This window comes from Rhizobium sp. AB2/73, assembly GCF_020871915.1.
Taxonomy (GTDB): domain Bacteria; phylum Pseudomonadota; class Alphaproteobacteria; order Rhizobiales; family Rhizobiaceae; genus Rhizobium; species Rhizobium dioscoreae.
On the sequence record NZ_CP067071.1, the window covers coordinates 2,752,965 to 2,765,536 of the forward strand.

The 12,572-nt window shown below is 60.3% G+C and carries 13 protein-coding genes; 2 read left to right on the forward strand and 11 right to left on the reverse strand.

Annotated features, from left to right (window positions below; all coding sequences use genetic code 11):
- The gene (locus I8E17_RS13590) at window positions 1-1,428 is read left to right on the forward strand and encodes a gamma-aminobutyraldehyde dehydrogenase (RefSeq protein ID WP_069615988.1); all 1,428 of its coding nucleotides are present in this window, start codon (window positions 1-3) and stop codon (window positions 1,426-1,428) included.
- Between the two features lie 585 nt (window positions 1,429-2,013).
- Complete coding sequence (locus I8E17_RS13595) at window positions 2,014-2,187, forward strand: DUF1328 domain-containing protein (RefSeq protein ID WP_069615987.1); 174 nt, start codon at window positions 2,014-2,016, stop codon at window positions 2,185-2,187.
- A 30-nt stretch (window positions 2,188-2,217) separates the two neighbouring features.
- On the opposite strand, the gene I8E17_RS13600 is transcribed toward I8E17_RS13595, so the two are convergent.
- The 11 genes from I8E17_RS13600 to I8E17_RS13650 all read right to left on the reverse strand — a co-directional run bounded on the left by I8E17_RS13600 (window position 2,218) and on the right by I8E17_RS13650 (window position 12,400).
- Complete coding sequence (locus tag I8E17_RS13600) at window positions 2,218-2,892, reverse strand: DUF1345 domain-containing protein (RefSeq protein ID WP_069615986.1); 675 nt, start codon at window positions 2,890-2,892, stop codon at window positions 2,218-2,220.
- A 106-nt stretch (window positions 2,893-2,998) separates the two neighbouring features.
- On the reverse strand, window positions 2,999-3,730 hold the full coding sequence (locus tag I8E17_RS13605; protein WP_069615985.1) for an SDR family oxidoreductase: 732 nt from the start codon (window positions 3,728-3,730) through the stop codon (window positions 2,999-3,001).
- Window positions 3,731-3,835: 105 nt separating this feature from the next.
- Window positions 3,836-4,969: an extracellular solute-binding protein gene (locus tag I8E17_RS13610; protein WP_069615984.1), complete on the reverse strand. Its 1,134-nt coding sequence runs from the start codon at window positions 4,967-4,969 to the stop codon at window positions 3,836-3,838.
- The gene (locus I8E17_RS13615; protein ID WP_069615983.1) at window positions 4,966-5,427 is read right to left on the reverse strand and encodes a MaoC/PaaZ C-terminal domain-containing protein; all 462 of its coding nucleotides are present in this window, start codon (window positions 5,425-5,427) and stop codon (window positions 4,966-4,968) included. Before I8E17_RS13615 ends, I8E17_RS13610 begins: the two co-directional genes overlap by 4 nt.
- 3 nt (window positions 5,428-5,430) lie before the next feature.
- Window positions 5,431-6,504, reverse strand: coding sequence for a Gfo/Idh/MocA family oxidoreductase (locus I8E17_RS13620; RefSeq protein ID WP_069615982.1), 1,074 nt, complete (start codon window positions 6,502-6,504; stop codon window positions 5,431-5,433).
- Window positions 6,505-6,560: 56 nt separating this feature from the next.
- Window positions 6,561-6,890: an L-rhamnose mutarotase gene (locus I8E17_RS13625; protein WP_069615981.1), complete on the reverse strand. Its 330-nt coding sequence runs from the start codon at window positions 6,888-6,890 to the stop codon at window positions 6,561-6,563.
- Between the two features lie 13 nt (window positions 6,891-6,903).
- A complete protein-coding gene (locus tag I8E17_RS13630; RefSeq protein ID WP_113367092.1) occupies window positions 6,904-8,016 on the reverse strand; it encodes a mandelate racemase/muconate lactonizing enzyme family protein in 1,113 nt (370 codons plus the stop codon).
- 11 nt (window positions 8,017-8,027) lie between these two features.
- Complete coding sequence (gene ugpC / locus I8E17_RS13635) at window positions 8,028-9,125, reverse strand: sn-glycerol-3-phosphate ABC transporter ATP-binding protein UgpC (RefSeq protein WP_069615979.1); 1,098 nt, start codon at window positions 9,123-9,125, stop codon at window positions 8,028-8,030.
- A gap of 5 nt (window positions 9,126-9,130) precedes the next feature.
- Window positions 9,131-9,997, reverse strand: a complete 867-nt coding sequence (locus I8E17_RS13640; RefSeq protein WP_069615978.1) for a carbohydrate ABC transporter permease — start codon at window positions 9,995-9,997, stop codon at window positions 9,131-9,133.
- Window positions 9,998-9,999: 2 nt separating this feature from the next.
- Window positions 10,000-10,893, reverse strand: coding sequence for a sugar ABC transporter permease (locus I8E17_RS13645; RefSeq protein WP_069615977.1), 894 nt, complete (start codon window positions 10,891-10,893; stop codon window positions 10,000-10,002).
- 190 nt (window positions 10,894-11,083) lie between these two features.
- Window positions 11,084-12,400: a sugar ABC transporter substrate-binding protein gene (locus tag I8E17_RS13650; protein WP_069615976.1), complete on the reverse strand. Its 1,317-nt coding sequence runs from the start codon at window positions 12,398-12,400 to the stop codon at window positions 11,084-11,086.
- Between the last annotated feature and the right edge of the window lie 172 nt (window positions 12,401-12,572).

Genomic DNA, 12,572 nt, shown 5'->3' on the forward strand with positions numbered 1-12,572 from the left:
ATGGATACCCAGATGCTGATCGGCTCCCGCTTCGAAGCCGGCACGGAAACGGAAGAACGCGTCCTCAACCCGAAGACGGGCGAGACGGTGCTCAACTTGCCGGAGGCCTCGCTCGGCCAGATCGATGCCGCCGTCGATGCTGCCGAAGGGGCCTTCACGAGCTGGTCGCAGACGACGCCAAGCCAGCGCTCGGCCTATCTCCTCAAGATCGCCGACGCCATAGAGCGCGATGCCGAAGGCTTTGCGGCGCTGGAAGCGCTGAACTGCGGCAAGCCGATCAATGCCGTGCTCAATGACGAAATCCCGGCGATCGTCGACTGCTATCGCTTCTTTGCCGGCGCGGTGCGTAACCTGCACGGCCCGGTCGCCGGCGAATACCTGCCCGGCCATACCTCGATGATCCGCCGTGATCCGATCGGCATCGTCGGCTCCATCGCGCCCTGGAACTATCCGCTGATGATGATGGCCTGGAAGCTCGCGCCCGCGATTGCCGGCGGCAACACCGTCGTCTTCAAGCCCTCCGAACAGACGCCGCTGACGGCGCTGAAGATGGCGAAGCTGCTGGCGGATGTGCTGCCGGAAGGCATCGTCAACGTCATCCTCGGTCGCGGCGAGAGCGTCGGCAATGCGCTGATCAACCATCCGAAGATCAGCATGGTTTCCATCACCGGCGATGTCGCCACCGGCAAGAAGGTCTTGCAGGCCGCGGCCAAGACGGTCAAGCGCACGCATCTCGAACTTGGCGGCAAGGCTCCCGTTATCGTCTTCGACGATGCCGATATCGACGCCGTGGTCGCCGGCATCCGCACTTTCGGTTACTACAATGCCGGCCAGGATTGCACCGCCGCCTGCCGCATCTATGCCGACGCCAAGGTCTACGACAATTTCGTCGCCGACCTCACCTCGGCCGTGTCAAGCATCAAGTTCAACCTCGCTGACGATACCGAGAACGAAATCGGCCCGCTGATCTCCAAGCGCCAGCGCGACCGCGTCGAAAGCTTCGTCACCCGCGCCTCCGAACACAAGCACATGGAGATCACCACCGGCGGCAAGATCTCCGGCGAGCGCGGCTTCTTCTATGCCCCAACTGTCGTTGCCGGCGCCACGCAGGATGACGAGATCGTCCGCCGCGAAGTCTTCGGCCCGGTGGTCTCGGTCACGCGCTTCACCAATCCCGACGATGCCGTCGCCTGGGCCAATGACAGCGACTACGGCCTGGCTTCCTCGGTCTGGACGAAGGACATCAGCCGCGGCATGCAGACCGCTGCCCGCCTGCAATATGGCTGCACCTGGATCAACACCCATTTCATGCTGGTCAACGAAATGCCGCATGGCGGCCTGAAGCAATCCGGCTACGGCAAGGATATGTCAGTCTACGCTATCGAAGACTATACGGCCGTGCGGCATGTGATGATCAATCATGGGTGAGAAGGGGTTCGCGACGTGAACGGCATTCTCCATTTTGCCGCCCGGCTGTCCCCCCCCTTCTGTCACTTCGTGACATCTCCCCCACAAGGGGGGAGATCGTTGGGGCACATCGCCAGCTCCTCAAAATGAGGCACCATCGTTCAGCGGATACGAGGTCTATTATTTTACGGTGACGGTGCCGTAGGTTACCAATCTCCCCCCTTGTGGGCAGGGGTATCGCATATGAGCGGAGATCGCCGCTGTCCCCCTTCTCCCCAGCGGGGAGAAGGTGCCGCCAGGCGGATGAGGGGGTGCCCGCCAAGACCACAAAAATCCATGAATTCAAATCGATACCCCCCTCATCCGACCCTTCGGGCCACCTTCTCCCCAAGGGGAGAAGGAGCTTGTGGTGCTCGTCCGCCTCCATATGCGATAACCCTGCCTTTGTGGGGGAGATGTCACGAAAGTGACAGAGGGGGGTATGCACCCTCAGCAGACTCGACAGCATCCGTCGAAGGCAACAATACTCATTACCCCAAAGCGCCTTCGGAACAATTCACCCTTCTCCCGCGTCTTTAAGAAGTACAATGCAGAGGAGATTGCTAAATGCTGAAATGGGCTCTCATTTTCTTTGTGATTTCTTTGATCAGCGGCTTTTTCGGCTTTTCCGGCGTGTCCGCGGCAACCGCAACCATTGCGCGCGTTCTCTTCGCCATCTTCCTGATCATCTTCCTGATATTCCTGATCCTGGCCGTCATGGCCGGCAATGCCGTCGTTTGACGGCAAGGATCATCGGCGCTCGGGGCGGGCCTAGATCAGGCTCGCCCCGACATTTATGGCGAGCGCCAGAATCGTCGTATTGAACAGGAACGACAGGATCGCGTGCAGAAGCGCGAGCTTACGCATCGAAACAGTGGAAATGCCGATATCGGCGGTCTGGGCCGCCACCCCGATCGTGAATGAGAAATAGAGGAAGTCCCAATAGATCGGCTCCTCCAAAGGCTCAGCGAATTTCAGCCCCTGCCCCTTGCCGGGAATGCTGTAGAACCGGTGCGCATAGTGGATGGTGAACAGCGTATGCAGGAAGGTCCAGGATATCAGGATCGTCACGATCGCCATCGTCACGCGGTAAAAGGCGATTTCGGGTGAAGCGTCCTTGACGCCAAGAAGATCAAGGGCAATGCCGCCGATGCTCGCGAGCGCCGCCGCAATCGACAGGAACAGCAGGAATCCATCCGAGAAATCGAGATCCGCGGAACGCTTGCGGATGCGCTGCGGGTCGGCCGTCAGCATGCGATAAAGGCTATAGACAATGAAGATGATGGCGGTCGCATCCCAGGCGATCAGCAGATTGCCGGCATTGAAGTCTCTGGATGTCAGAAGCAGGAAAACGGCAATACCGGCAAGCACGGCAATGAGGATGACATGGTGTTTGCGCCACAGCACACGCCATCTGGAATGATGCAAATGTCCCTGCGCATCCATACCGCTCTCCGATCGCAAATCGTCTTTCAAAACAACGATTCGCCGACGAGAGTGGCAAATAAAAGGAAGCCCCGCAATACGGGGCCTCGACCCTCAAAATGCAGCCTCAGCCCGTCCAGCCACCGTCGATGACGTGGATCTGGCCTGTCGTGAAGCCCGCCTCGTCGCCGGCGAGATAGGTCACCAGCGCGGCGATCTCTTCGGCAGTCGCGATGCGGCCCATCGGCTGGCGGGCGATAAAGTCCTTCATCGCCTTCTCGTAGTCACCGGTTGCCTTCAGCCGCTCATGCAGCGACGGGCTATCGACCGTGCCAGGGCAAATCGCGTTGGCGCGGATGCCCTTGGCGACGAAATCGGCGGCGATCGATTTGGTCAGGCCGATCACGGCAGCCTTGGAGGCGCAATAGGCAAAACGGTTCGGCACGCCCTTCACACTGGAAGCAACGGAGGACATGTTGACGATCGACCCCTTGCCCTTTTCCAGCATGCCCGGCAGGAAGGCCCGGCACGTCGTGTACATCGCCTTGGCATTGAGGTTGAAGGAGAAATCCCAATCCTTTTCCTCGCAGTCCAGGATCGTGCCAGCATGGACGAAGCCGGCGCAATTGAAGAGCACGTCGATCGGGCCAAGTTCTTCCGCGTAGGCCTTGACGGCGGCGCTATCGAGCACGTTCAACACATGTTTGGTCGCGCCATCAAGCGTCGAGAGCGTCTGCTCGTTGATATCAGTGGCGTAGACGTGTGCGCCAAGCGAGATGAAGCGCTCTGCCGACGCCCGGCCGATGCCCTGCCCCGCCGCCGTGATGACGACCTTCTTGCCTTCCAACCCGTGACCCATAATCCTGATCCTTTCTTCGGGAACCATGACCCCATCCATGCCGCTGGCTGCATAGCCGAAACCTCGGATAAGATCATGCTATAACAATCAGTTGGCGCAACCTCGCTACGCTTCGAAAGACTGCGCGAAGCGATGATTCAGTTTGTCGATGAGGACTGTATGCCGCTCGCCGCTTCGCAGTCCATTGCTAATCATCTCGGATGCATCGCTTTGAAATGCCATGTAGCCATCATGCCGCGGCCGCACATAGGCTCCTTCCAGCGTCGCACGCGTGTCGCGGTAAAAATCGAGCGCCGGCGCATTGACCGCATCGCTGACCCAGCCGTCGGCATGGCCGGGTTGACCATTGCCACTTGCATAAACACCCGCCTGCACCGGCCCGCTCGCAATCCAGCGCGCAAAGGCCTTCGCCTCTTCAGGCGCTTGCGTGCGTGCCGACACCGCAATGCCGGTGCCGCCGAGTGCCGAGCCATTCGGCGCGCGTCCATCGATCACGGGCATATCTGCAAAAGCGATCCGCGCCGGCCTGAATCCGGCAAAGGAATAGTTCACGTAGCCATAGATGAACGGCGACGCCACATAGGCGCCGTCAGGCTGGCCCATCAGGTCGAGCACGGCGATCGGATCCATTTCATAGCAGCTGGCATCCATGCCCGAAACGAGCTGCGCGATCCAGTCGAGCACCGCTTCGCCATCGGCCCTGACAATGAAATCCGGCCCTTCGATGTTGCAGGGCGTGCCGAGGTGGGCAGCCAGCGTGATGAAAGTCATCAGTGAATGCGGCGGCCGCATCGGCAGGATCGCTTTGCCTTCCTTGGCGAGCGTCACGAATTCGGCGAGATCCTTGACCGGCGCACTCAGCCGGTCGGGCCGATAGGCCTGCACCTGTGTTGCCGCATCGAGCGGAAAGGCCCATTGCCGGCCATGCCAGTTGTAACTCGGATAGGAGCGCCCAACGGTGCCGGCGGCGATCGCGGCAATTTCCTCCGCATAGCCTGCATCATCGAGCGGCAGCAGGCAGTTCTCGCGCGTGATCTGGCCGACATGCGGATGATCGATGACGATGAGATCGTATTGCGCGGCAAGCTCCTCCACCGGAAACGTCTCGAAATCCTGCAGCGAGCGCTTTTCCCAGCTGATCTCGACACCGGTCTTTTCCCGCCACACCTTCGAGCAGGCGATCATCGGATCGTAGCCGCGCGGATGCGACCAGGTCATTCCCTTAAGTTTTACCATCATGCCTTCCCCGCGCCCGGCTTGCGCTCGACGACCAGGATATGATCGGCGGCAAGCACGACTTCGTCGCGCTGGTTCAGCACTTCGCAACGTTCGACCACACGACCGGAAGCCGGCCGTTTCGGATCATCCTCCTTCACCGAGATGGTAACGCGGGTGCGGATCGTATCGCCGATATGCACCGGGCGGACGAAGCGGAGCCGATCGTAACCATAGGAAAAGGCGACGGGATTGATGAGCGAGGCCGTCAGTCCGACGCCGATCGCAAAGATCATCGTGCCATGCGCGATGCGCTGGCCGCCGGGCAAGGTCTTGGCGAATTCCGCATCCATATGATGCGGGAAGAAATCGCCGGTATGGCCGGCGTGGACAACGAAATCCGTCTCGGTGATCGTCCGTCCCGTGGTCACCCTGAGGTGGCCGACTTCATAATCTTCGAAATAGAGGGTTTGTTCTGCCATTGCTCAAGCCTTTGGAAGTTCGGCAATCGGCGTCGCTGGCGCGGCACTCGATTGATAGGCGGCCTCGACGAGCGCCATGGTCTGCCAGGCATCCTCGACGGAGCCGATCAGCTCCTGATCCTCGCCGGATGCAAAACGCTGCAGGTTGGCCATGCGATTGACGAAGGCATCCGGGAACCAGGCGCCTTCCAGCTTGACCTCGATCCAATCGCTGCCGCCCTCGGGGCGGATCCAGAGTTCGTCCAGCTCCCCGCTGGGATAGTCGAGATTGACACCGAGCTTGACATAGGCCGCCCCCTTGGTGCCGGCGATGCGAAACTCACAAGCCTGGAACTTGCGACCGAAATCATGGTCGTGATTGACCGAGAGCACGCAGCGAACCTTGTCGCCATAATCGAAGATCGCCGCCGTCCGCGTCTGCGCGACATCGTGATTGGGATGGCCGATGGTCTTGGCGTGGATCCCTTGAGGATTACCGAGCAGCCCGCGAATGAAATCGAAATAGTGGATCGAGTGCATGGCGATCTCGATCCGCGGCAGGCCTTTCAGGAACGGCCAGAGGCCCCAGGGTGTCGCAAGCGCCAGCCAAGCATCAAAATCGACGACCTCGCCGAGATACCCTTTGTTCACGGCGTCGTAGAGCGCCAGCATCATCGGCGCGAAGCGAAGCTGGAAGTTGACGGCCGCCTTGATATCCCGCTCGCGGCAGACCCGCAGAATTTCGGAGGCGCCGGCAAGATCGCTGCCCATCGGTTTCTGGATCAGCGCGAAGGAACCGCGCGGCAACTTCGAAAGGATCGTCGCATGCGCTGCCGGCGGCGTCGCCAGATCGAAGAGCGCGCCATCGACGGCAAGGGCTTCTGCCTCTGAGGCGAAAACTCGAATACCCCATCGAGCAGCCAGCGCCACCGCCTTCTCGGTGTTTGGATCGTAGAGGCCCGCGACCGGAAAGCCGCCTTGTTTATAGGCAGGCAGATGCGCGTCACCGACGATGCTGCCGGCACCGAAAATCACGATCGGACGCGGATGCGACGGCTTCGGCCACCATTGGCGAAGGGATTTGGGATCGAAGCTCATCTCAGCCTCCCCTTGAGGGGGAGGTGACCGCTTCGCGGTCCGTTCCACTCCAGTTTCTAATCATGATGAAACACCTCCTCCATCATGGCCCACCACTCGCCCTCTTTGCGGGTCTCGAAGGGCTTCTGACAGGGTATGCAGAAGGACCACCACTCTTGGTTCTTCGGGCTGGCAGCGATCTTCGCCATATCGGCCTCGAAATCCGTGCCGACATATTCCCAATAGCCGAAGAGCAGGTTTTCCGGCTCTTTCAGGAAGATCGAATAGTTGGTGATGTTGCATTCGGAGATAAGCGCCAGGATCTCGGGCCAGACGGCCGCGTGAAGCGCCTTGTATTCCGCCACCTTGGCCGGCTTCAGGCCGATCACCATTCCCATCCGCTGCATGGCCAGCTCCTCCTCAGCCGTGAATTTCCCGGGTGAATTCGCCGATCGAGCGCGCCTTCACGGCATCCCAGTCCCAGGCAATGCCGATACCGGGCTCCGATGGGGCGACCGCCTTGCCATCGACGATTTCCATGCCCTTGGTGGTGAGATCGTCGAGCTGCGGGATGTATTCGACATATTTGCCGTTCGGCACGGCGCAGGTGAGGCTGACATGCAGCTCCATCAGGAAATGCGGGCAGACGGGAATGTCGCAGGCTTCGGCGGCATGCGCCACCTTCAGCCAGGGCGTGATGCCGCCGATGCGGGCGACATCCACCTGCACGATCGAGCAGGCACCCTTCTGCATGTATTCGCGAAAATGCCGGATCGAATACATGGATTCGCCGACCGCGATCGGCGTCGCCGTCGATCGTGTCAGCCGGATATGGCCATCGAGATCGTCGGCCGGCAGCGGCTCCTCGATCCAGGCGAGGTCCAGCTCCTTCAAGCGTGCTGCCCGGCGGATCGCCTCATCGACGGTGAAGCCCTGATTGCAGTCGGTCATGATTTCGAAGCCGGAGCCGAGTGCCAGACGCATCGCGGCCAGCCGGTCGTAATCCTCGGAGCCATGCGGCTTGCCGATCTTCACCTTCGAGCCGGAAAAGCCCTTGGCCTTCGCCTGCAGGGCGTCTTCGACCAAAGCTTCCTTCTCGATATGCAGCCAGCCACCTTCCGTCGTGTAGAGCGGGCACCGATCCTTGGCGCCACCGGCAAGCTTCCAGAGTGGCAGCTTCTGCTTCTTGGCTCGCAGATCCCAAAGTGCCGTGTCGATGGCCGCAAGCGCCAGCGCCGTGATGGGACCGATCGTCGTAGCATGCGTGGCGAATTCCAGTCTGTGCCAGATCGCCTCGATGCAATCGGCATCCTCGCCGATCAAGAGCGGCACCAGATGGTCGGACAGCAGCCGCATGACGGACGAGCCGCCGGTGCCGATCGTATAGCTGTAACCGGTACCAACCGCCCCATCGCTGTCGGTGATGGTGACGATCGGCGTCTCCTGGCTGACGAAGCTCTGGATCGCATCCGTCCGCTTCACCTTCGGCGGCAGATCGACCATGCGCAATTCAATTTTCTCGATACGTGCCATGGAGCTATTCCTCAGTTTGCCAGGCTCTTGCCGGTTTCGGCGGAGAAGAGATGCGCCTGGCTGAGATCGAAGCTCATCTTCAGCCGCTCGCCACTCTTCAGCGCGCGCGGATTGAGCATGCGCGTCACCCATTCGCGCCCGGCGAATTCGACAAAGACGAGTGTTTCATTGCCGAGCGGTTCGGTGATGGCGACCGGCAGGGTCAGCTCGTAGACGGCAGATTCCGCGCCCGAATGCAGGCCGTGGCCGGTCGGGAAGATATCGTCGGGCCTAAGACCGAAAGCGACCTTTTCTCCTTCCCTGACCTTGCCGGCAAACTGGTTCGGCAGCGGCAGACGATCACCGTTCTTGAAGATGAGTTCGCCTGCCTTCAGCGTCGCCTCTTCGATATTCATCGGTGGCGAGCCGATGAAGCCGGCAACGAAGCGGGTGGCGGGCCGCTTGAACACTTCATCCGGCGTGCCGACCTGTTCGATGTGACCGTCGCGCATGATGACGATGCGGTCGGCCAGCGTCATGGCCTCGACCTGATCGTGCGTAACGTAGACTACCGTCGACTGCACCTTGGCATGCAGTTTCTTGATCTCGGTGCGCATCTGCGTACGCAACTTGGCATCGAGGTTCGATAGCGGCTCGTCGAAGAGGAAGACCTCCGGCTGGCGCACGATGGCGCGGCCCATGGCAACGCGCTGGCGCTGGCCGCCGGAAAGCTGCGCCGGACGACGATCCATCAGCGCTTCGAGGCTCAAAATACCAGCGGCCTCGTTGACGCGCCGGTCGATCTCGGCCTGCGGCTGCTTGGCGATCTTCAGCGAGAAACCCATGTTCTCGCGCACGGTCATATGTGGATAGAGCGCATAGGATTGGAACACCATGGAGATGTTGCGATCGCGCGGCGGCAGGTCGTTGACGACCGTATCGCCGATCTCGATCGTGCCGTCGGACACATCCTCCAAGCCGGCGATCATGCGCAGCGTCGTCGATTTGCCGCAGCCGGACGGGCCGACAAGCGCGATGAACTCCTTGTCCGCGATGTCGAGATCGATCCCGTGGACGATTTCCAGCGCGCCGTAGCGCTTGACGAGTTTTTTGAGGGAAACCTGAGCCATGGAGATCAACCTTTGACCGCACCGAATGTCAGACCCGACACCAGATGCTTCTGAATGATGAAAGTGAGAGCGAGAGCCGGAATGATCATCACGACAGCCAGCGCGCACATGCCGCGCCAGTCGATGGTGAATTCGGCCGTGTAGTCGAGGAGACCGACCGGCAGCGTCTTGGAATCGACGGAACGCGTCAGCTGCGAGGCGAGAGCATATTCATTCCAGCAGGTGAGGAATGCGAAGATGCCGGCCGATGCGATGCCGGGGCCCGCGAGCGGAAATTCCACCTGCCAGAACGCCTGCCAGCGCGTGCAGCCGTCGATCTGCGCGGCCTCGGCGAGATCCTTCGGCACCTGCCGGAAGAAGCCGTCGATCAGCCAGATCGTGAACGGCACGTTCAGCGCGACATAGGTGAGGATGAGGCCGAAATGCGTGTCGATGATCCCGAGCCGCGCATAGACCATGAAGAGCGGCAGCGATAGCGCCACGCCGGGCACGGAGCGCGTCAGCATCAGCCCGAGGAACACGGCTGACTTGCCTGCGAAACGAAAGCGAGCAAAGGCATAGCCGCCGGACATGCCGATGACGAGCGCAATGGCGGTTGAGGTGACGGAGATGATGAGCGAATTGCGGAAATAATCCCAGACGGGAATGCCGCCCTGCCCGACGCCGCTGAACATGGCGCGATAGGCTTCCAGCGACAGCTCCTGCGGTATCCAGACCGGCGGCTTCGCCATGATTTCCACGGTCGGCCGTAGCGAACTGATGACGATCCAGAAACCGGGCAGGCAGATGATAAGCATCGCGATGAAAAGGCCGATGAGATAGGCGATCTTCCAGAGGCGGCGCTGCAGGCGTTGTTGAGCGTTGCGATCCATGATTACCACTCCGCTCCGATCTGGGTGCGGGCAAGCGCCAGCTTACGGAAGAAATAGACGGTGAAGACGATAGAAAGAATGATCGAGACATAAGCCATGGCATTGGCGAGCCCCATCTGCGCATCGGCATAGGCGGTGCGCCCGACCAGCGTCCAGATCAGCTCGGTGCGCCGCGCCGGCCCGCCATCGGTCATGATCTTGACGATGTCGTAGGCGCGGGCAACGTCGAGTGAGCGGATCGTCATGGCGATGAAGGCGAACGGCATCAGGAATGGCCAGGTGACGTAGCGGAAGGTCTGCCAGCTGGTACAGCCATCTACCTTGGCGGCCTCGACCGGCTCTTGTGGCATGGCGAGCAGGCCCGCAAGGATGAGGATCGCGAACACCGAGGTCGACGACCAGACTTCGGCAATGACGATGGAGAGCAGCGCCAGATTGCCGTCGATGAGCCAGGGAATGGCCGTTTCCGTGATCCCTAGCGACTGCAGGGCATTGTTGATGATGCCGACATTGTCGTTGAACATGAATTTGAACTGGAAGCCGACGAGCACTGGCGAAAACATCATCGGAAACATCATCAGCGTGCGCAGCACGCGCTTGCCGTGCGTCGCCTTGTTGACGAGAATCGCCAATCCCAAACCGAGCAGCATTTCCAGATTGAGCGCGATCGTCAAAAGCACGACGGTGCGCACGAAGGCGGCCAGGAACACCGGATCAGACAGGATGCGCATGTAGTTGCGCAGACCGATGAAGGTGAAGAGCGTCGCCGGCCGCGTCAGGCGAAAGGGCGTGAAGCTGGAATAGAAGGACAGAAGCAGCGGAAACAGAACCACAGCCACGAGGACGATGATCGCCGGAAGAAGAAGCAGGACCGGTGGAGATATTCTTTTGAGCATGGTTTGCACCTGTCGGCATTCCTCGGCAGCGTGGCCCGGACTGCGTGGAATGGATTGCTTGGGACCGAGAAGCCGGCAGCAAACCGGCAGGGCAGACCGGCCCGTTGCGGTGCCGATCGAAAACCATTCTCGAACTCAGTTTTGCGGAAATCCCGCACGCCCGAGACGCGCGGGATTTCGAGTGCACCGCTTAGAGGGCGCCAGCGTCCTTCAGAACATCGGTTGCCTTCTGCGCAGCGGCATCAAGCGCCTCCTTCGAGCTCTTGTCGCCAAGGATCGCGGCCTGAAGCTCAGGATAGACGACGTTGGAAATCTCGATCCATTGCGGCGTGCGCGGAACCGGGAAGGCATACTTCATGGCTTCCTGGAAGGTGCTCAGCACTTCCTTCTTGTAAGGGTCGGATGCAGCCTGCTGGATATCCCAATCCCATACGGCCTTGCGGGTCGGCAGAGTGCCGTTGGCGGCTTCGAGCTTCTGCGAGTCGTCATTCGTCAGGAACCAGACGAGCGAGGCGGCTGCATCCTTGTGGGCGCAAGCCTCCGTTACCGAGAAGCCATGATGGCCGGACCAGCCGGTGTGCTTGCCCGAGGAACCGGCGGGCTGCACAACGACACCGACATTGCCGGCAATCTTCGAAGACTTCGGATCATTGAAATAGGTCGCCCAGCCCGGCCAGTCGAGATCGAGAGCGATCGAACCAGAGGCAAAGCCGGCACCGAGGTCGTCCCAGAGATAGTTGGTCGTGCCGGCCGGAACGGCCTTGGCCTTGTACATGTTGACGAACCAGTCGAGCGCGCGCACCCCGGCTTCGGAGTTGAAGGCAGGCTTGCCGTCCTTGTCGAGATATTCACCGCCTTCGGCGACCAGCATCTCATAGAAGCGGCCATTGATCGCTTCTTCCTTGCCGGGGAATTGCGTGCCGAAGAAGTTCGGCGGGTTGGAAAAGAAGATCGCCTGATCGGAGACTTCCTTCCACGTCTTCGGGGGCGCCAGATCGTAGCCGTACTTCGCCTTGAACGCCGTCTTCTTGGCTTCGTCACTATAGAGGCTCTTCTGATAGTAGAGCGCCGAAACGTCAAACTGCGCACGCGGCAGCATGATCAGGCGGCCGTCGATGGTCGAGGCCTGGATGGTTGAATCGACGAACTGGCTAATTTCTTCCTTCGGCAGCAGCTTGCCGAGGTCGGTATAGAGATCGGGATACTGCGGCGCGAAGGACGAGTGGTTCGAGCCGACGCACCAGGAGATGCTGCCCGAGGCCATGTCCGATTTGATTTCCTTGTCGAGTTCGAAATGGTTCTTCTTCGAGAGAATGTTGACCTTGGCGCCCGTCTCCTTCTCCCACTCGGCGATGCGCGCGTAAAGCGGCTCGTATTGCTGACCGCCGATGAGCTTGGCGTCGATCGTCACGCCCGGAAATTTGCCCGGCAGATCGGCGGCGAAGACCGCTGTGCCGGCAAGCAATGCCATCGTGCCGGCAGCAAGACCGGCCTTCCAATTCCTCATCGAACTTCCTCCCTTAAAATCGGACCCCTTGCCCGATTGCCCTCTCGACCCAAATATGGATCAATGATTTATAAGTAAACATCTTATTCATTGGCCGTCAAGCCGCGATCGCGCGCTTGTAAAATGTCTTCATTCATATATGAATGATGATTCATGTTTCTTCGCACGGGGG

What these genes read in the sequence shown, in the direction of transcription:
- I8E17_RS13590 (WP_069615988.1), top strand. Translation starts at nt 1, where the DNA reads ATGGATACCCAGATGCTGATCGGCTCCCGCTTCGAAGCCGGCACGGAA.
- I8E17_RS13595 (WP_069615987.1), top strand. Translation starts at nt 2,014, where the DNA reads ATGCTGAAATGGGCTCTCATTTTCTTTGTGATTTCTTTGATCAGCGGC.
- I8E17_RS13600 (WP_069615986.1), bottom strand. Translation starts at nt 2,892, where the DNA reads ATGGATGCGCAGGGACATTTGCATCATTCCAGATGGCGTGTGCTGTGG.
- I8E17_RS13605 (WP_069615985.1), bottom strand. Translation starts at nt 3,730, where the DNA reads ATGGGTCACGGGTTGGAAGGCAAGAAGGTCGTCATCACGGCGGCGGGG.
- I8E17_RS13610 (WP_069615984.1), bottom strand. Translation starts at nt 4,969, where the DNA reads ATGATGGTAAAACTTAAGGGAATGACCTGGTCGCATCCGCGCGGCTAC.
- I8E17_RS13615 (WP_069615983.1), bottom strand. Translation starts at nt 5,427, where the DNA reads ATGGCAGAACAAACCCTCTATTTCGAAGATTATGAAGTCGGCCACCTC.
- I8E17_RS13620 (WP_069615982.1), bottom strand. Translation starts at nt 6,504, where the DNA reads ATGAGCTTCGATCCCAAATCCCTTCGCCAATGGTGGCCGAAGCCGTCG.
- I8E17_RS13625 (WP_069615981.1), bottom strand. Translation starts at nt 6,890, where the DNA reads ATGCAGCGGATGGGAATGGTGATCGGCCTGAAGCCGGCCAAGGTGGCG.
- I8E17_RS13630 (WP_113367092.1), bottom strand. Translation starts at nt 8,016, where the DNA reads ATGGCACGTATCGAGAAAATTGAATTGCGCATGGTCGATCTGCCGCCG.
- ugpC (WP_069615979.1), bottom strand. Translation starts at nt 9,125, where the DNA reads ATGGCTCAGGTTTCCCTCAAAAAACTCGTCAAGCGCTACGGCGCGCTG.
- I8E17_RS13640 (WP_069615978.1), bottom strand. Translation starts at nt 9,997, where the DNA reads ATGGATCGCAACGCTCAACAACGCCTGCAGCGCCGCCTCTGGAAGATC.
- I8E17_RS13645 (WP_069615977.1), bottom strand. Translation starts at nt 10,893, where the DNA reads ATGCTCAAAAGAATATCTCCACCGGTCCTGCTTCTTCTTCCGGCGATC.
- I8E17_RS13650 (WP_069615976.1), bottom strand. Translation starts at nt 12,400, where the DNA reads ATGAGGAATTGGAAGGCCGGTCTTGCTGCCGGCACGATGGCATTGCTT.